The organism is Ensifer sp. VA4 (assembly GCF_055710065.1).
In genome coordinates, this window is record NZ_JBVQPO010000030.1 from 1 (window position 1) to 18232 (window position 18232).

15 protein-coding genes and 5 pseudogenes are annotated in these 18232 nt (G+C 60.8%); 1 reads left to right on the forward strand and 19 read right to left on the reverse strand.

Annotated elements, in window-relative coordinates:
• On the reverse strand, positions 1-476 hold a 476-nt coding region (locus AC0C6X_RS29595; RefSeq protein ID WP_472956594.1), incomplete at its 3' end, for a GMC family oxidoreductase.
• Positions 477-636: 160 nt separating this feature from the next.
• Here AC0C6X_RS29595 and AC0C6X_RS29600 point away from each other — a divergent pair.
• Positions 637-1563: a LysR family transcriptional regulator gene (locus AC0C6X_RS29600; protein ID WP_472956596.1), complete on the forward strand. Its 927-nt coding sequence runs from the start codon at positions 637-639 to the stop codon at positions 1561-1563.
• Between the two features lie 697 nt (positions 1564-2260).
• Here AC0C6X_RS29600 and AC0C6X_RS29605 read toward each other — a convergent pair.
• The 18 genes and pseudogenes from AC0C6X_RS29605 to AC0C6X_RS29690 form a co-directional block, all read right to left on the reverse strand.
• Complete coding sequence (locus tag AC0C6X_RS29605) at positions 2261-2602, reverse strand: winged helix-turn-helix transcriptional regulator (RefSeq protein ID WP_472956598.1); 342 nt, start codon at positions 2600-2602, stop codon at positions 2261-2263.
• Positions 2603-2940: 338 nt separating this feature from the next.
• A pseudogene (locus tag AC0C6X_RS29610) lies at positions 2941-3102 on the reverse strand (VapC toxin family PIN domain ribonuclease); the annotation flags it as partial.
• A 352-nt stretch (positions 3103-3454) separates the two neighbouring features.
• Positions 3455-3985: a hypothetical protein gene (locus AC0C6X_RS29615; RefSeq protein WP_173519221.1), complete on the reverse strand. Its 531-nt coding sequence runs from the start codon at positions 3983-3985 to the stop codon at positions 3455-3457.
• 476 nt (positions 3986-4461) lie between these two features.
• The gene (locus tag AC0C6X_RS29620) at positions 4462-5529 is read right to left on the reverse strand and encodes a c-type cytochrome (protein WP_246304519.1); all 1068 of its coding nucleotides are present in this window, start codon (positions 5527-5529) and stop codon (positions 4462-4464) included.
• A complete protein-coding gene (locus AC0C6X_RS29625) occupies positions 5529-6167 on the reverse strand; it encodes a cytochrome c oxidase assembly protein (protein ID WP_173519222.1) in 639 nt (212 codons plus the stop codon). The genes AC0C6X_RS29620 and AC0C6X_RS29625 overlap by 1 nt, the downstream gene beginning before the upstream one ends.
• Complete coding sequence (locus AC0C6X_RS29630) at positions 6164-6544, reverse strand: hypothetical protein (RefSeq protein ID WP_173519223.1); 381 nt, start codon at positions 6542-6544, stop codon at positions 6164-6166. Before AC0C6X_RS29630 ends, AC0C6X_RS29625 begins: the two co-directional genes overlap by 4 nt.
• Complete coding sequence (gene ctaD, locus AC0C6X_RS29635; protein WP_472956601.1) at positions 6544-9060, reverse strand: cytochrome c oxidase subunit I; 2517 nt, start codon at positions 9058-9060, stop codon at positions 6544-6546. Before ctaD ends, AC0C6X_RS29630 begins: the two co-directional genes overlap by 1 nt.
• A complete protein-coding gene (gene coxB, locus AC0C6X_RS29640) occupies positions 9057-9971 on the reverse strand; it encodes a cytochrome c oxidase subunit II (RefSeq protein WP_312033058.1) in 915 nt (304 codons plus the stop codon). Before coxB ends, ctaD begins: the two co-directional genes overlap by 4 nt.
• 275 nt (positions 9972-10246) lie before the next feature.
• Entirely contained in the window at positions 10247-10432 is a 186-nt protein-coding gene (locus AC0C6X_RS29645) for a CHRD domain-containing protein (RefSeq protein ID WP_472956603.1), read from the reverse strand.
• A 46-nt stretch (positions 10433-10478) separates the two neighbouring features.
• Positions 10479-10649 (reverse strand): annotated as a pseudogene (locus AC0C6X_RS29650) (CHRD domain-containing protein); the annotation flags it as partial.
• A gap of 137 nt (positions 10650-10786) precedes the next feature.
• Entirely contained in the window at positions 10787-12736 is a 1950-nt protein-coding gene (locus tag AC0C6X_RS29655) for a protein-L-isoaspartate(D-aspartate) O-methyltransferase (protein WP_472956605.1), read from the reverse strand.
• Between the two features lie 82 nt (positions 12737-12818).
• Positions 12819-13028: a hypothetical protein gene (locus AC0C6X_RS29660; RefSeq protein WP_173519227.1), complete on the reverse strand. Its 210-nt coding sequence runs from the start codon at positions 13026-13028 to the stop codon at positions 12819-12821.
• Between the two features lie 68 nt (positions 13029-13096).
• Positions 13097-13219, reverse strand: a pseudogene (locus AC0C6X_RS29665) (ATP-binding protein); the annotation flags it as partial.
• Positions 13220-13235: 16 nt separating this feature from the next.
• Positions 13236-14459, reverse strand: a pseudogene (locus AC0C6X_RS29670) (PQQ-dependent sugar dehydrogenase).
• A 191-nt stretch (positions 14460-14650) separates the two neighbouring features.
• Entirely contained in the window at positions 14651-15586 is a 936-nt protein-coding gene (locus AC0C6X_RS29675; protein WP_173519228.1) for a DUF3618 domain-containing protein, read from the reverse strand.
• The gene (locus AC0C6X_RS29680; protein WP_173519229.1) at positions 15583-16002 is read right to left on the reverse strand and encodes a phage holin family protein; all 420 of its coding nucleotides are present in this window, start codon (positions 16000-16002) and stop codon (positions 15583-15585) included. The genes AC0C6X_RS29675 and AC0C6X_RS29680 overlap by 4 nt, the downstream gene beginning before the upstream one ends.
• The gene (locus AC0C6X_RS29685) at positions 15995-16582 is read right to left on the reverse strand and encodes a nutrient deprivation-induced protein (protein ID WP_472956606.1); all 588 of its coding nucleotides are present in this window, start codon (positions 16580-16582) and stop codon (positions 15995-15997) included. The genes AC0C6X_RS29680 and AC0C6X_RS29685 overlap by 8 nt, the downstream gene beginning before the upstream one ends.
• 452 nt (positions 16583-17034) lie before the next feature.
• A pseudogene (locus AC0C6X_RS29690) lies at positions 17035-17432 on the reverse strand (glycogen debranching protein GlgX); the annotation flags it as partial.
• Positions 17433-18232 lie beyond the last annotated feature (800 nt).

Here is an 18232-nt window from a genome sequence, read left to right on the forward strand (position 1 = left end):
ATGTCGGAGAACCGGCTGTTGCCGCCGGTCTTCGGGTCCGCGCCGTTGTCGAGCCGGTAATGGTCCTCATGCGCCTTGAAATCGGGCAGGCAATTCTGCCAGGACCAGGCGGCATCGCCGGTCGCCGCCGCCCAGCCGTCGAAATCGCGCGCCTGGCCGCGCATATAGATCATGCCATTGATCGAGGAGCAGCCGCCGAGCGTCTTGCCGCGCGGATAGCGCAGCGACCGGCCGTTCAATCCGGCATCCGGTTCGGTCTTGTACAGCCAGTCGGTGCGCGGATTACCGATGCAATAGAGATAGCCGACGGGGATGTGAATCCAGTGATAGTCGTCCTTTCGGCCAGCTTCTAGCAGCAGCACGCGCATCGCGGGATCGCTGCTGAGGCGATTGGCGAGCAGACAGCCTGCGGAGCCTCCACCGACGATGATATAGTCAAAACTATCGGCGGCGCGGTAAGAAGCGCGGCTGGTCATCGGCTTGCCCGCCTGCTGCGATGCAATACCGCACAATCATAAGCTTCGACGATTTGCCGCAGCATTTTAGCCTCCTCCTCATCTCTGTTTTCAGGAATAGCGGAGGAGCGACCCGGAAATCCAATGACAAATAACGCAAGGCATTATAAGTGAAATTAATATGCTTCAGTCAATCGACCTGAGAAAATTGAAGGCATTCGTCACCGTCGCGCGCGAGGGCAACGTCACGCGCGCCGCGGAGCAACTGCACGTCACCCAACCCGCCGTCACACTGCAATTGAAGCGCCTTGCCGCCGATACCGGGCTCACCTTGTTCCGGCGGACGTCCACGGGGCTGAAACTGACCCAGGAAGGCGCCCTGCTGGCAGCTAAGGCGGAGCAGGTGCTGACGGCATTGACGGATTTTGGGCAGACGGCCGGACATTTGGCGACACGCGTACGAGGGAAATTGCGGATCGGCACGATCATCGACCCGGAGTTCACCCGGTTGGGGGCGTTTCTGAAGGCGCTGATCGAAAGCGGGCCGGGCATAGAAACCACACTGCGCCACGGCATGAGCGGCGACGTTCCGGAGGGGCTGAGGCGAAATGAACTCGATGCCGGTTTCTATCTCGGCGACCCAAGAGATTATGATCCTTCCGCCGAGATTACCGGAGAAAGCGCCGCACCGCTTTTTCATGCCCGCGAGCTGGCGCAATTAACCTATCGCGTCGTCGCTCCACCATCGCTCGCCGGTTTCGTGCGCGGCGCGGATTGGTCACAGCTCGCATCGCTTCCTTGGATCGGCACACCGCAGGCCTCGGTCCACAATCGATTGCTGTCGCGCCTATTTGCCGATTTAGGCGTCCGGCAAAATATAGTCGCCCAAGTGGATCAGGAGGCGTCCATGGTTGCCATGGTACGGACAGGGGTGGGATTGAGCCTTTGCCGAGAGTCGATTGCCCTTCATGAACAACAGGCACACGGCCTTGTCATCGCTGAGAATGTTAAAATCTCCACGACGCTGAGTTTCCTCTGCTTGGAGGCTCGTATCGGCGATCCCTCTATAATGGCTGCTTTCGATGCAATAAGGCGGGTTTGGATATAGTCGGGGCAGTCTGTGTGAAGGCAGTGGTTCGCCGAGACATGGTTTTGAGAGAGGCCTGAGTTATGACAACGCGTTGCCCGATAGCGCTTGTCTACCGTGAAAGACGCAAATTGCCCGTGCGACGCCAGCAAAAAGAGAAGCCACTGCGAGGTTTATCGCTTCAGTCGGCGTGGTCGGTCGGGGCTTAGCCCAATTAAGAAAGCCGAGCGCAATTGTTGGATAAGGCCAGTTCGCAGGATCGCGGCAGCTATTCAGCTAGCCGCGTGTTGCAACAAGCCATCCAACGCGCGAAGAACAGGGCCCTTCTATCACTCTGCACTTTGGCCACGGACACGATTTGGTAGTCCGAACCGGACAATCAAATTCGGTACGCAGGGACGGCAGGTTTGCACCATGTCGGACACTCAGGCCGCTGTTGAATTTCTGAAAGCTGCCGTTCGCTTAATCAGATAGGGCGGGGAAGCGGACATTCTGGTTCAACGGTTCGTCCGTATGCTTTGCGGAACCGCCTCGGCCTTGTAGCGCGCCACCAGCGCTTCAGTTTGTTTGACAAGGCCCCGGGCAACAGACGCGCCGTCGTCTGGGCCGTTTCCATCGCGACCGCTCGGAGCGCCTCAAACGCAGTCCTCACAGTGATGCCATGAAGGCCCGACCTCCGTTCGATGTACGGAGGCCTGGGCCGCAATTGGCGGCGCAATCAGTCGCAATCCCTCCTGGCGTCGAAGGCCTCCCTAGACTTTCGGAAGCGATCCGCGTTCTCAACGATCCACGTCCACAACGGGATCATGCGCAGGAGCAGATCCATGCCCGTTTCGGACAGCTCGTATTCGACCCTCGGTGGGTCTTCTCCGAAGTCGTTTCGGATAACCAGACCGTCACGCTCCAACTGGCGCAACGTCCGTGTCAGCATTCGCTGCGTAACTCCGTGCATGCGCCTCCCGATCTCCTCCGCATGGCGCAGCCTACCGTAGACGCCGAGCGTGTGGATGACGCCGAGCGACCAGCGGTTGCCGGCATGCGCGAGCAGTTCGCTGCGCACTCCGTCATCAAGGCCGAAACGCATTCTCAATGAGGCAAAACGATGAGCGATACAGCATACGATACAACGCCGCGGTCCATTCTCGTGCTGAGTGCCAGGGAACTCGGGCAACCCGTCCTTCGCAATCTGGCACGCCGTGCACGCGAGACAAAGGAGACGACGATCAGCGTCCTCCTGCGCGCCAGCGCCGTCTCGTCAGATGACCCGGATAAGCAGCGCGCCATTGCGGAGATTCGGGAGCTCGGCATCGAGATCGTTGTTGGCGACCTGGTCAAGAGTTCGATCGATGAGCTCGCTTCACTGTTCGCACGATACCACACGGTGATTGGTTGTGCCGGCTACGCCGCCGGGATCGATACGCCGATGAAGCTGGCCAAACCCGTCGCAGCAATCAGTGCGTCGGCCTCGTTGCGCCGGTCCGGGATGCGCAGGTGCGCGCAACGTCTCGCAACCGCATCGTCAACCGGCAGGATTCGGCCGGCGAATTCCGGGCGCACGTGACTTCCATCGCCATTCACATCGACAATCTTGTCGAAGCATCTGGTGACGGAAACGGCGACCGACTGCGGGAAGCCCGGCGCTTCCTTGCCCAGCCAGGCAGCATATTCCCTGACCGGGCTTGTTAAGTTCTCGTCTGCATTGATTTTGACGAACCCGGCCTCGATGTCGGCGGCATGCCCTCGTAGCCGATGACACCCTCTTCGTTTCTATCGATGCGCGCGAAACTCATCTGCTGCCGAGGCGCTGGCTGAGTCCGGGCTCCTTCTTACTCTTGTCCGAACCACCGGCCTGCCCGCGCGTTTAGTTAGGGCAATTGTGAGGTGTTCGGCGATGCCAAGATCGAGACACCGGTCAGAGAACGATAACAAGTCGAAGCCGGGAACCTGGATAAGGTTCGACTATGAACGCACGGCCGTAGATCGCTTTCGGGAGAGTTTCCGCCGCGCGCGCTGGAATCCCGATCGAAGGGAATGGTTTGTGCCAGGAAAGACCGCCGGTCAGAGGATTGCCCGCTGGTTCGACCAGGAGCGCGCTCACCACGATCCATTCGGTGATCAGAGAGGCAGGGATGCCTTCGAATTCGAGCCGATAGAAAGTCCTTATCTCACAGCCGATGACGACCTGCTCGTGCGCACCCCGTATTCCAAGGAGCTTGTCGCCCTGTTGCGATCTGTCCCATGGTCGAACTGGGACGATGGTTTGCGGGCGTGGCGGATTCCCTTCCGTTCGTATGAGCAACTTCGCAACCGTTGGCCGAAGATCGAGGCGGCTGCGCGTTCGGCCGAGCCGGAAGAACGCAAACGCCGCCGACAGGCTGAGCAAAACACGCCAAAGGCCGTTAAGGCTCGTCTTAACACTCGAGAGAGACGCAAGCGTCGCCACCCCGTTCTCGCCACATCCATTCCTCCGCTTGACCGCCCCGTCGCGACGACCAATTGGGGAATAGTCAAGTTTGAGGCGGTCAAGGGCGAGATCGTGGACCCTGAAGTCCTTAGAACCTCCTATCCCAAGCTCGCGCAAACCGGGCTCGAATACATCTGGGGACAGTGGCGCCGAGCCACTTTCGCAGAGCTGGTCAGAACGCGACCTGCCACTCCAGCGCAAATTGCACGTGGACGCGACAGAGGTTGGTGGGAGCCCACCCTCGAGGAACTCAGGGACGCACGCCGCCAGGAGCGCGCGTTTGAGCGGAGGCGAAACGATCAAACCGGCAAGTCGTCCCCGCCTCCCGACTCCGCAACGGGACCTAAGGGATTTTGGCAGTGCAACGGACGTCCACGCAAGGAGCAGCGACCAGAAGCTCTTTCATGCTTGAGCCCTTCGATATTCCATCAATACGATCCCAGACTCCACCCGTCTCAATCGCCCGGAGACAACGTTGAGAAATAGGTCGTGACGTTTTCGATATCGGCGTCGGACAGGGATTTTGCGGCATTCTCCATCAGGGGACTAAACCGGGTTCCTCCCCGCCTGCCTTCCCGAAACAGACGCAATTGTGCCGAGATATACGCCGCAGATTGCCCCGCGAGTCTAGGATAGGCCGGGCTACGCTTCGCGCTGGCGTGGCAGCCAAGACAGGCCGGCACTCTTTCTACCGGGCGGCCGTGCCGCGCAATCTGTTCACCACGGCGGAAACGCTCCTCTTCGCCCCTCGCCGGCGCGACAGCACGCGGCAGCTCTGCGAAATGGCGCGCGAGAGCCGTCAGACGCGCGTAATCTATGGCCTGGACGGGAAGGGTCATCATGCCGCTCGGTCGGCGGCCCTCAGCATAGGCGCGCAAGCTTTCAAGCAAGTAAACCTCGTTCTGCCCCGCGAGTACGGGCGTCGATGGACTTCGGCCCATTCCATCGACGCCGTGGCATCGGTTGCATTCGGCGAGGGCTTCTTCAATCCCGGTCGCATGCATGGGCGGTGATGGTTTGCCGTCATAAGCGAGCCTGCGATAGGTCGTCGCATCCATGGCCGGAAGCGCGCGCAAGAATACGACCATCGCCCAGACCTCGTCGTCGCGTGCTTGGGTTGGCCAGGCCGGCATACCCGTGAAACGCACGCCGTGCTTCACGATCCGAAAGAGTTCCCTGTCCTTCCATTTTCCGACGACGTCCGCGAGGTCTGGTGGACGTGGCAACATAGCCAGTGCTGCCGGCGAGCGCGGCTCGCCCGGGGCACCATGACAGATGGCGCAGCCGCGCGCGAAGTGCCCCCCCGCCGGTTGCAGGCCTTCCCGCGGCAGCCTGTCTGGCACATCGACCGTAAAGGCATAGGTGCGGACCGCCGAGCGCATCGCGAAATGCAGAAACCATTCGGTGATCTTCCAATGGCCGGTAGACGCTCCAACGTTGAAGAAACCGATCCAGGTCGCGAAGAACACGACGATCGGCAGGATCGCGAGCCCGATGGCCAGGTGTTTCCATCGAACGTGCATCAGGCAATTCTCCGGCATGGCTCCGCCAGCAGCCCTGCCAATAGTGCGACACCGCCCGCGAGATAGACGGCTGCGCCCACCAACAGCATGACGACGGCACCGAGTTGCTGATCCTGCAGCGCCGTGAGGGTCGTCCCAAGACAGCTGGCATCGCCGGAGCCATAGAGAGGACGCGGGCTCAGTGCGAGAAGGGCGCCGAGCAGCGTCATATGAATGGTGGTGAGCAGCAGACCGAAGGCACCGGCGGCCCGATGCGAAGACGCGTTGGTGCTTCCGGCCGCAAGACACGAAAGCCAGAGGAACAGGCCCGCTACGAGGAAACACGCCTGTTCTGCCGCCGTACCCCACGCCGAGCTTTCCGCCCACCGGCGTGCGGCCGGTGCATGCCACCCCCAGACGACGGCGAGCTCGATAAGCGAACCGATAATCGGCAACCCGATGAGCATCGAGTTACCTGATGCCTTCGACAGGACTAGGCGAGACGCAAGACCGAACGCGATCAGCGGTGCGGCGACCGCGACCACGCCCATATGCGCCAGCATGTTGGCGGTAACGGAACCGCGCCACGCGCTCACCAGCGGCCCCAGCCAGATCAGAGCCACCACCAGAATGCCAAGGGCGAGATAGAATAACCTCATCGCAGGCACTCCGTCATGAACATCGCCGGCAGGGCCGTCATCACCACGGCAACGAAGCTCAGGCCCGAGAGCAGCAGCGTGGCAAACCCCTGGAACAAGATCCGATCGTGGCGCGTCGGATCGTCATGTGGTGGATCGTGGGCGCCGAAACCCCACTGTCGCCAGGCGAGAAGAGCCGAAAGAGTGATTGCCACCAGTGTGGCGCCCGTGACGAGGGCGATGCCGAGACGCAATGAGCCGAACTCGAAGCTCAATAGTCCCGGTTTGGCACAGAAAATCGCGACGCTGACATAACAGATAAGGAAGTGCCCGGCCCAAACTACGGGCGCCGTGAACAAGGTCCAAAGGGAATCGACCTCTTTCGGCAGCAGGCGCATCACAGAACCTCCGGAAACAGACCGATCACGATGAAGGTGACGACCGCGGTGATCGCCATGAAATGCCAGTAAAGCGCGACGTTGCCGATATCCATGTCATGATCCTTCGTCAGGCGGCCGGCAAAGTGGCGGGCAAGGCAATAAGCAAGCATCACGGCGCCCGTCGCGGCATGAACCAGGGTCCAGGCGGTCAGCAGCCAGACAATGGCCGCATACACATGCGCCCTCGGATCCATGCCGTACTGCCAGGGTCCTGCGAATCCAGCCGTCGAGGCGACGACGGCAAGCACCACCCCCACCGCCAGAACGGCACGCGTGAGGATGATACTCCCTCGACCATTGAGATGCCTTGCCATGAGTACCATGAGCCAGGCGGCGACGAAGAGTGCGGCCGACAATAACGGCCACTTCATCCCCGGACCGATGACGCCCGCGGTGAAGTCGTCGTGGATCGTCCAATAGAAGAAATAGCCGAAAACCAGGCTGGCAAAGGCGGTGCTGTCGCCGACCATGGTGATGAACATCGCCCACCAACCGACAGAAGGCGGCCCGGATGTGTACAACGGCAATGTAAGCCCGACCCCGACTTCCTTCTCCGCCTTCTCGGGAATTTCAGCTGTGCCGGTCCACAGCCAGTAAACGATCGCGCAGAAGCAGACGGTCGCCGCAACCATCGTCGCGATCCACCATTTGAAGGTCAGTGCAACGAACACCGCCCCGAGCGAGAGGGCCGAGATGATGGTAACATAGGATGTGCCGCCAACCCTCAGAACCTGTTCCGGCCTTGCATCGAGCACCGAGGTGACCAACCCTTCACGACGGCCCTCCTCGGCGTCCGGAAGGTACCAGCGCCCTTCGCCGATTTGACGGGCGAGTGCAGGCTGATCCCAGAGGGGATAGCGGCTCGCAACGAAAGGGATCGAGCGCACGCCCCAGTTTTCTTTGGGTTCGCTGATCCATTCGAGGGTTCCGGCATTCCAAGGATTTTGCTCTCCTCGGCGCTGCCGGTGTTTAGGGCGGAGGACGTCGAGCACGACGAGTGAGATGCCGGCCGCGAACACGAAAGCGCCGAGGGTCGAGATGAGGTTCAGCCCGTTCCAGCCAACATCGTCCGGATAGGTGAAGACCCGGCGCGGCATGCCGAGCAGACCAGTCAGGTGCATGGGAAAGAAGGAGACGTTGAAGCCGGCAAACATCAGCCAGAAGGCGATGCGGCCGAGCCGGTCGGACAAGTGTTTCGCATCGATCAACGGATAGTAATAGTAAATGCCGGCGATGACCGGAAACAACATTCCTCCAATCAGCACATAGTGCAGATGGGCGACGATGAAATAAGTGTCATGCGCCTGCCAGTCGAAGGGGGCCACCGCTACCATCACGCCAGTCAGCCCGCCAATGACAAAGATGATGATGCCGCCCATTCCGAAGAGCATCGGCGTCGAGGGAATGACGCGGCCGGCAAGCATTGTCGCGATGAAGACGAATATCTGCACCGCAGTCGGGATCGCCACCGCCTCGGACGCTGCCGAGAAAAACGCGAGCGATATTTGCGGCAGGCCGGTCGCGAACATGTGGTGCACCCACAGGCCGAAGGATAGAAAGCCGGTGCCGACCGCAGCAAGTACAATCCAGGAGTAGCCGACGATCGGCCTTTGCGCAAAGGTCGGTACGATCATCGCCATCAGCGCGATAGATGGAAGGAAGATGATGTAGACCTCCGGATGGCCGAAGATCCAGAACAGGTGCTGCCAAAGCAAGGGGTCGCCGCCGCGCGCCGGATCGAAAAACGGCCAATCGAACATGCGTTGCAGCTCGAACAATATGTCGCCCGCGATCAGCGGCGGGAAGGCGAACAGGATCATGCCGGCGACAATGAGCAGATACCAGGCAAACAGCGGCATCAGGTTGATGCGCATGCCGGGTGCGCGACACTTCATGATGCCAACGATAAGTTCGACGGCCGCCGCGATCGAGGCGACTTCGATGAAAGAAAGGCCCAGCAACCAGATGTCGGCGCCGATGCCGGAGAGGTTCTCGTCGGTCGCGAGCGGCGGATACATGAACCAGCCCGAGGACGGCGCGGCATCAAAAAAAATCGAGCCACAGACAAAAATTCCGCCGAGCAAAAAGCTCCAGAAGCCGAAGGCTCCAAGCCGCGGAAACGGTAGCTCGCGGGCGCCGAGCATCGGGGGCAGCAGAAAAATCGCAACGGCCTCGAAGATCGGCACGGCGAACAGGAACATCATCACCGTGCCGTGCAGCGTGAAGGCCTGACTATAGAAATCGGCCGAGATTAAGTCGTTGCCTGGCACGGCGAGTTGCGCGCGCATGATCAACGCCAGCACACCAGCGAAAAGCAAGAAGATGAAGGCGGTTGCCGCGTACCACAGGCCGATCTGCGTGTTGTTGACGCTTGTCCAGTACCGCCAGCCGCCAGGGTTTGCCCACACCTTGCGCAGGCGCGCCGCTTGCGCGTCGCCCTCATCGTCCCGAAGGCGGTCGCTCGGACGGATCATTCCAGCCTCTTCAGCCAAACGGCGATGGCGCGGATATCCTCCTGCGGCAGCATGGAGAAAGCCGGCATGTTCGCGCCGGGCTTGATCGCGTCCGGCGCAGCGATGAAGCGGGCAATGTTATCCTCGGTGTTGGCGATGATTCCGGCGGCCAGCATCTGTCGCGAGCCAAGATGCGACAGGTCGGGCCCAAGCGTACCGGACGCCTCGGTTCCCGCTACCCGATGGCAGGAACCGCAGCCATGGTGCACAAAGAGCGCTCCGCCCTCGCCGCCGGCGTTGATGGAGGCTTTCGCCTCGGTCATAAGCCAGGCGTCAAATGCAGCCGGCTCCATCACCACGGCGGTAAGTGCCATCAGAGCATGCGAGCTGCCACAATATTCGGCGCAAGCACCGCGAAAGACGCCGGGCTTGTCTGCCAGCAGCGAGAGGCGGTTTGCTCGACCGGGGATCATATCCATCTTGCCCCCGAGCGAGGGTATCCAGAAGGAATGGATGACATCGTCGCTCTTCAGTGAAAACTCGATCCGGCTGCCCACCGGCAGCCGTATCTCGTTGGCGGCCAAGATCGGCGGACCCGAGCGGTGATAGGCCACCTGCCACCAATATTGCCTGCCGGTGACCTCGATGCGCAGCGCGGCCTCGCTGGCTGTCGCAAAGGGCCGCAGCGATGGCATCAGCCAGAAAGCATAGCCAAGCAGAGTGATGAGCGTGACGGACGGAAAAACGGCGCCGCCCCAGAAGATCAGCCGGCTTGCGGATTGCTCGGCAACGACTGCTCGACCTTGGCGCATCGCGAACCAGAGGATCGAGGCGACCCCAAGCCATACCGCGCCGCCGGTGAGGACCATGGCCACGAACAGTGTCGATATGGCGCGAGCCTCCGCCCCGGCGGGATCCAGCGCAGACTGCACGCCTTGGCAGCCGACCAGCATCGGCAATGTCGCAAGCAGGCGGTACGGATGCGCAGGAAACGCCCCTCGCCCTTCACTCTTAGTGCACGTGATGGTTTCCTTTCCGATTCCAATTCACGCGTAACCCAAAGCGCAGCGGAAGGTTCCATTTGATCCGAGCATTGGCTGTTGTTCGCAGGCCCCACACTGGCAAGGACGGCACGCCCTCGCAAACCTGGACGAAGCTGACGTCCGGCCGAGTGCGTAAGGCCTCATGCGTGCCCATGAAGGCCCGATCAGGCCGCCGCTAATTGTGCCTTTTCCACCTGCCCTCGGATTTCTCCGTCGGGGAATTTTTCAGCGTGGATGTTCAGATACCACTTTCCGGCTTGCAGATCCGCGATCTGCTCGTCCGGGATCTCCGCCGATCCAGTCTCCATGGCGCTCGAAATATCGACGACCGCCGGACGCTGCAGGACCATGAAAATGAGCCGCCGTGGCGTCGCCGGATGAGCCGCTGGAGGTGACGGTCCAGGTCAGCTTCTTACTATCCGTGTCGAGAATGACATCACCGGCTGCCTTCGCCACGCCTTCGTTCGGCGGCACCTCGCTGGATCCCGCAAGAGTAGCCTTGAACTTCAAGGTTTCGGCTGCTGCTTCGCTCGCGAGCAAAGCACCGATGAGAGCAAATCCGGTCACAAGACATTATCATGCGGCTCGCCGGCAAATGAGTCTCCTGTGCGGTCTTTTAGCGATTATCAGCAACGGTCCGGAACACCGTCGATCCGCGCGCCGTGCGTCACGGGAGCATGATTGTTTCTGCCCGGCGGCTGAGCTCATAGACCGAACGGGAACGTGTCGGGCGCGCCGCGGCGTACGCCATCTCCATCGATCGGCGTGATCGCCTCGCTGCGGTCGAACCAGACGAAGGCATCGAAGGCCAGAGGGAGAGCAACTTCCATGTAATGGCTGCGCAACTCGGTTTCGCGTCGATAGACGACGCCGATGAAACGCTGAAGCCTGGAGGTCGAGAGCTCGGATTTGAGCGCCTCGTCGGCGATGAAGTCGAAGAGTGCCGGTGAGACGCCGGCGTCGTGGAAAATCCGCTCGTAACTTGCGGAATGCGCCGGAGCAACGGACATCGTCTCCGACGGCCTGTTCCAATCGTGCGCGGCTGTCACTGTCCCTTCATAGCTCCCAAATCCGACAATCGCGCATTCGGCACCGTGGCCCTCGCGGCATAGCTGCCCCAGACTGAGCTCGTCGCGAGACGCACCCATCTCCGTGTGGCGCGCGTCGGCGACATGGGAATTGTGCGCCCAGACAACCGCCTTCTCCTTAGCGCCGAGCAGACGTTCGAGGGTGTCGAACATCTGCCGATCCCTCAGATTCCAGGCGGAGGCGTTGCCGTAATACATGATGCGGTAGTAGTGCTCGGCGGCCGCAACGAGCCTGGCATTCTGTTGAGCATCGAAAAACGCGCCAACGTCAGCGCTTTCGTAGTCGAGGCGTCTTGCGAGAAGGTCGCGGCACTGCTGGATCACGGCGTCTTCGCATGCCTTGTAGGCCTTGGTCAGGACAGCGCGCCCATAGGTCGACGGTTCGTTCTGCCAAGGGGTGAGACAACCATACCGCTCGCGCGCAACGGCCGCAGCGCGGGGATCTATCTTCTCGAGGTAGGTGATGACAGCGTCGATTGCGCCATGCATGTTGTAGATGTCGAGGCCGCGGAAACGGCAGCGATCGGCCTCAGCACGCCCGATGTTGAACCCCTTCAGCCAGGTGAGAAGCTCGGAGGTTTCGCGGTTGCGCCACATCCACCGCGGGAACCTCTGAAACGCTACTGGCTCCTTCTGCGGATGTGGACGGTCGCAGACGAAGCGGTCGACGATTGCAGCATCCGGCCAATCCGCCTCTATGGCGACGATACGAAAACCGTGTGCCTCGACGAGTCGTTTGGTGACTGCCGCGCGGGCGCGGTAAAACTCGGACGTTCCATGCGTGGACTCGCCCAACAACACGATACGGTGTTCAGCGAGCCGATCGAACATGGTACCGAATAGCGGATCATCGAGCGCGGGAAGCGCCGTCGCGGAATTTGCTACCAGCAACGACAGGGCGCGCGCGTGCTGGGTTGAGTTCTCATTCCATCCATGCCGGCCGATGAGCGGTACGAACATGACCCTGCCAAGATCGTCTTGCGAGAAGGTGGTGGCGGATGTCCTGACGATCCGAATGAGATGCTGCCTGTCTTCGCTGCCGATCGGAATGATCAGGCGGCCGCCCAGTTCGAGTTGTTCTTTCAACGGTTCGGGGATAGATGGCGCACTCGCGGCAACGATAATCGCATCGAACGGGGCTGCCTCCGGCCAACCTCCGGTTCCGTCCACGATGTGGACACTCACATTGTCGTAGCCGAGTTGCGAGAGCCGTTCGCGTGCGGCCTCTCCCAGTCGGCGATTGCGCTCGACCGTGTGAACCTCGCGAACGAGTTCCGCGAGTACGGCTGCCGCATAGCCCGATCCTGTCCCCACCTCGAGCACCTTGTCCTCGGGGCCAATCCGTGCGTGCTGGATCATGGCGGCCACGATGAAGGGCTGGGAAATCGTCTGGCCGAATCCGATGGTCAGTGGCGCATCTTCGTAGGCGAACTCGGCAAGGTCCGGGGCAACGAAAGACTCTCGCCGGACCTTGCCCATGGCCGCCAGGACGCCGGGATCCGTAATCCCTCTTCGCGACAGTTGGTTCTTGATCATTCGGGCCCGCGAGAACTCGAAGTCGAGCATGCTGCCTCCGACTGCTGCGACACTACTGCGACGATCAAACCAAGAAAGAGCGCGATCGTTCCGGAAACGGACAAGAGCGCCACTAGCGCAAAGTACGCTCCTTGATCGGCTTGCGCGTCTCGGCTGCCTTCTTCGGCGAGGCAGTGCGATCCGCCTTGGAGCTACGAACGGAGGCGTCTACGCCGATCTGCCCGCCCTTCTGGGGCGATGTGTTGCTATCGGCTTCCCCGCGACCATGATCGCTCTTGCGCTGCTGTTTGCCGGTGTTCGTCGGCTTGTCTCTGAGGGGCATTGCCCACCTCCTTTTTTTTAAGCCGATCGAACCGCCGTTTCGATACATCGCAGAACAGTGGCGGCCGCTCACGGTGCATGAGGCCCGGAGCGGCACCTCTCGCGGTCCCGGTAGCTGTCGCCTCGGATGGTGATCACCGTCCAGTGGTGAAGCCAGCGGTCCAATATTGCCGTGGCAACGACAGGGTCTCCGGAGCACCCATATCCCTCAATTGCGTCGACTTACGCGCCAGATGACGTTGCCGACGTCGTTCGCCACAAGCAGTGCGCCGCTTTTGTCGATCGCCACGCCGGCCGGACGCCCCATCGCCTTGTTGTCGCGGCCGATAAAGCCGGTGAGGACATCCTGTGGCCTGCCACTGGGCTTGCCGTTGCGGAAGGGCACGAAGACGACTTTGTAGCCGCTGTAGACGCTCCGGTTCCAGGAGCCATGCTGACCGACGAATGCCCCGTTGCGGTAGCGTGGGCCGAGTGAAGCGCCTTTGGAGAAGGTCAGGCCCAGCGAGGCCGTGTGCGAACCCAGGGCATAGTCGGGCTTGATGGCCTTGGCAACGAGATCCGGCCGCTGAGGCTTGACCCGGGTGTCAACGTTTCCGCCGAAATAGCTGTACGGCCAGCCGTAAAAGCCTCCATCGCGGACGGAGGTCATGTAATCGGGCACGAGATCGTCACCGATCTCGTCCCGTTCGTTGACGGCGACCCAGAGTGCGCCACTTTGCGGATTCCAGGAGAGGCCATTCGGATTGCGCAGGCCCGAGGCGAAAACGCGCGTGCGGCGGCTTGCGCGGTCAACCTCGAGAACCGCGGCTCGGTTCGTCTCCCCCTCCATACCCTTTTTCGCCGACATTGCTGTTCGAGCCGACAGCCACGTAAAGTTTGCGTCCGTCTGGGCTGGCGATGACGTCCTTGGTCCAATGGTGGTTGAGATCGCCCGCCGGCAGATCGACGATCTTTTGCGCCGGAACGGTTATTCGAGTCCGGCCGTTCATATAGGGGAAGGCGACGAGGGCATCGGGGTTGGCGACATAGAGCGTGCCGTTCGATTGGTTGCTGTGCGCCGGCACGCTTCATTGCGGCGCCTATGACCAGCTTGCGAAGACTGAAGCCGCCCCCCTTCTTTTCCGGCGCATTGCTTTCAGCGACCAGCACATCGCCATTGGGCAGGACGTGCAGCCAGCGCGGGTGATCGAGACCGGCGGCGAAGGCCTTGACCCTCAAGCCCTTCGCCGGCGTCGGCGCCGCCAGCCTTTCGCCTCGGCAATGCGGATCGTGGGGATCAGCGTCGATCGCGGCTTTGGCAGCGTCGGGTTCGGGCCGTAGCTGCCATTGGCCGCAATTGCCCCTGTCTTCTCAGAGGAATTGGCGACACAGCCCGTGACAAGGGCCCTATGAAGGTAACGATGATCAAGAGTCGCGGGAAACCGGTATTCATCGGATGTCCTCCGAACGGAATGGATCATCGCCGGTTCGGATGTCCGCTTTTCTCCGCTTCCGTGGCCGCATCGTGTCTCGCTGACAAGACGGTCTCCTGGGATCGCCCGCATTTCGTCGTCACGATGAACCGGCATGTCACCAAGCCCTGAATAATGTCCATGTTTGCGCGGGTCCATACTAGATTGAGCGTCATCCAGGAGAATGCGCCTCACTCGCCTTCGCTGTATCATCCAGAACTCCCTCGGCGCCTTCGATTGCCCCTTCTGCTGCGGCATCGGCCGTGGCCGCGAGGTGATCGCGGACTCTGTCCGACGCCTCGCCGGCGGCCTCATCCTCTAGCGCTGTCGCAGGCAATGCAGCGCCAATCGCCGCACCGATCGCAAACGCCAACGCACCTCCCACCAGCGGCTGGTCGCGAAAGTTCTTGAGAATGGCCGCATTTAGCTGTGCGCTGCGAGCTTGCGCTGATTGGCCGACATCGCGAGCACTATCTGCCACCGCCCGGCCGGCGTCCGCAACGGTACCAGAAATGCCGCCCGCCGCGCCCTTTATCTCTCGCCACGTTGCCGACGCCCAGCCGGAGGCTTCATCGAACAACTTGCCTGTTTCATCACGGATATCCTCGATCGGCCGTCCGGTAACGTCGGCGAAGCCACGGTAGACGGTGCCACTGGGATCGACGAAATGACCGGCCCTGCGGCCAGCGGCATCGGTGCGGGCTCGAAAGCGACTGCCACTTTCGTCTTCGAAGTGGCTGTACCGCTCGCCAAAATTCGCCTCGACCGGGCCAACACGCCGCAAGTTGCCTTTGACGGACGCGAGTGGATAGTTGTCGAAACCATTATCGGGGGCTGAAGCATGAGGTGCGCGGGAGGCGGGATCCGCGAGTAGCCAGGCTAGGCCGATGCCCGTCAGAGCTACCGGGATAGGATTTGCCTTCATTGCGCCAGCGAGATTGGTGAGAAATTCAGCTCCTCCGCTCCGCCTCGCATAGGCGAAAAGTTCATCCATCAATTCGCCAGGGGACATACGCTCCTGGATAGTGTGAAGCTTGTCTTCGATCCTTTGTCGATCGGCTTCGATCTCCCGCTGTAATTCGGCAGGCGAATGCGTGTCAGCGCTCATCGTACTGTTTCCTTAGCCACATCGAGGTCGCGTTGGAGGGAAGCCGTCGTCTTGTCGAAGCGCACGCTGCGGTCGCCAAGTTTGCCAAGACTGCGCGAGATCATTGCCCAGGCGAGAAGGGCGACGAGGACACCGACGATAACCGCTGACAAGGCATTGGCGTTGGCTTCCTGCATTCCTTGTGCGACGAGAAAGGCACCGAGGCCCTGCACAACAGCACTCAGGAGCACGCCGATGGCCGCGATGGCGAAGATAAGCCCGACAAGAAGTGTTTCGAGAGCACCGATCGCCCGGTCCAGATTCTCGCTTGCCTCGGCCTTGGCAAGTTCGATTTCTTTTCGGAAAAGCCCGGATATATCTATCACCAACCCTGCCATGAGGTCGGTTAGGGAGCGGTCGTCACGGGGGTTAAGCATCGCGCAATTCCTTCTCAAAGTCCCAATCGCCTTCCTCGTCCAAGTCCCAATCGCCTTCCTTCTCGTTTGTCGGAGAGGAATTCGATCGAGCATCATCTGAAGTGCTCTGGGATCGCTGGGCCGAGGCAGACAGGAAGCGACTTGCCGCCAATCCCGCAATTGTTGCCATGCCGAGAAAGGCGAGGGGTTGCTTTCGCCCAAAATCTTCGGCCATTGCGGCTATTTCGCCGAGCTTTCGCTCCTCACAGTCGCGCGCCAGCCGTCCGATTGAGCTCCCCATTTGTTGCGTATAGCGCCCAAGCGCCGGTTGCTCCGACTGGCGGAGTTCAGATCCGACCTTCTCCATGGCGTTTGCGAGACCGCGCAGTTGGCGCGCTAGAGCGCTCTTTTCGTGATCGATGGCCTGGGCTGCGGCTACCTTCGCTTGGCTGCCTTGATCATCACCGCGTGAATCAGCCCGAGTTTCATCCGGCCTCTCGGGGAAACCATTTCTGGAGCTCGTCGCGTACCGGCCGTTCTCCTCGGACGACGACAACCTTTGCTGTTGCTGGGGTCTGGGGTCCTTTGGGTCGTCGGTCATTTGCGCCTCCTCTTCGATCGGACGGCGGCCCGATTCATTGCGCATCAAACCAACGAATTTGATCCTTGTTCCCCGGATAGGCGCAGCCTGGATCGCTTGACCAACATGCCTTGCGAAACTGCTCGGAATCGCGACCCCTCTTGAAGCGCGAGCCCAATTGGGTCGGCTCTCCGGCGACCGAAGCCCCGTATGAAGCGCCAAGACCGCTAACGCCGTCGTGGCGACGACCATGTTAGATAGCGCCTGTTGTCCGAGCAGCCTCCGGCGAAGCGTGGCCAACGAGACCAAAATTTAAGTTTTGGCAGAGTCGATCTCCTTACGCGGAAGGGATACGAGCTTCCTTCGGGTTCAAGCAATTGAATGGCGCAAGATTCCCAGTTGCCGCGTCGGCTTTACGCAGTCCACGCGGCGACCATTCATCCGACACGTTGCAGAGGACATCGCCGGCACGGGATAAGGTACGGGTCTGTTGCCCCAAGGCCGAGATCGGCTTGTGGGTCGCCGAGCCGGTAGCCAAACAGCGCATCGTTCCATTGAAGCCGGCCGAATATCGCATAGGGATTCGAGCAGCAGCTTGTGTGGCTTAAAACGATAGCCGTCTGGTTCGTAGGGACCGTGGACACGATAAGCATAGATGGTCTCGGGTTCTGTTCCAGCGATAAAACCGGACCAGATGTCCCCCTCCCGGTTGGGCAGAGCGAGGCCGGCCCCTTCTTGCCGTCCGTAGAAAACAGGCAGAGTTCCACCTTTTCAGCATGCGTCGAGAAGAGCGCAAAATGGGTCGCCCGCCCGTGAATTCGGCTCCGAGTTCCGATTTAAGCGCATTCAATTCCGAAAACACGAGATCCACGTACAAGCTCTCCTGGAGTGAATTCAGGCGGGCCGCAGCTCCCAGGTGTCCGGGCGGCAACGTGTGAAGGGCCCGGGAGTGCGAACCCCGCGGGCCGATGATTGTTCCGGCAGGACCATGCCAGGAACGAACGAGTGCCTCTGAGGTTCTAATGCAGCAACAGGAACGACCCCCATGGATATACTTGAAGAACCGCGCTGGGGCGCGAGGATGCTGTCACCAGATCGAGCCCGGTTCTCTATCTGGGCCCCTGACCACAAATTCATGTGCCTGGCGCTCGGCGATCGCGTTCTCGATATGGAAGCCGAAGCGGACGGTTTGGTTTTCAGTTACTCGCCCCGCGACCGCCGGATCACTCTATCAATTCGTCCTTCCGGAGGCGACGCACCGATGCCGTCATATGGTCAATCGGCTGGCTCGCCAGATGTGCCCTCACCGCTCCGGGGATTGTGGTGTCAGTGGACACCCAGACAGTCAGGCGGAACTAAGCGCAGAGTAGTGGCAGGTGTGCTATGCCAGGGTCAGTCACATTGAAGGCAGGCCCGGCGCTTGCTACGAAACATGCAGCTGGCGCTTCTTTAAGCGCAGTCAAGCATCAGGCACACGAATGTCAGCGTTGCGACCTCTATAAATATGCAACGCAACTCGTGTTTGGTGAAGGCCCAGATGTCGCTATGGCGCGACGATCAGGATGAGACGGCGGCGACAATCTGGATGAGACTCTTATGTCGCGGTCGGCACGAAGGTATCATGCTGATTGTCGCTGGCAAGAGTCTCATCGTGTTCTGATTGCCGCTCCG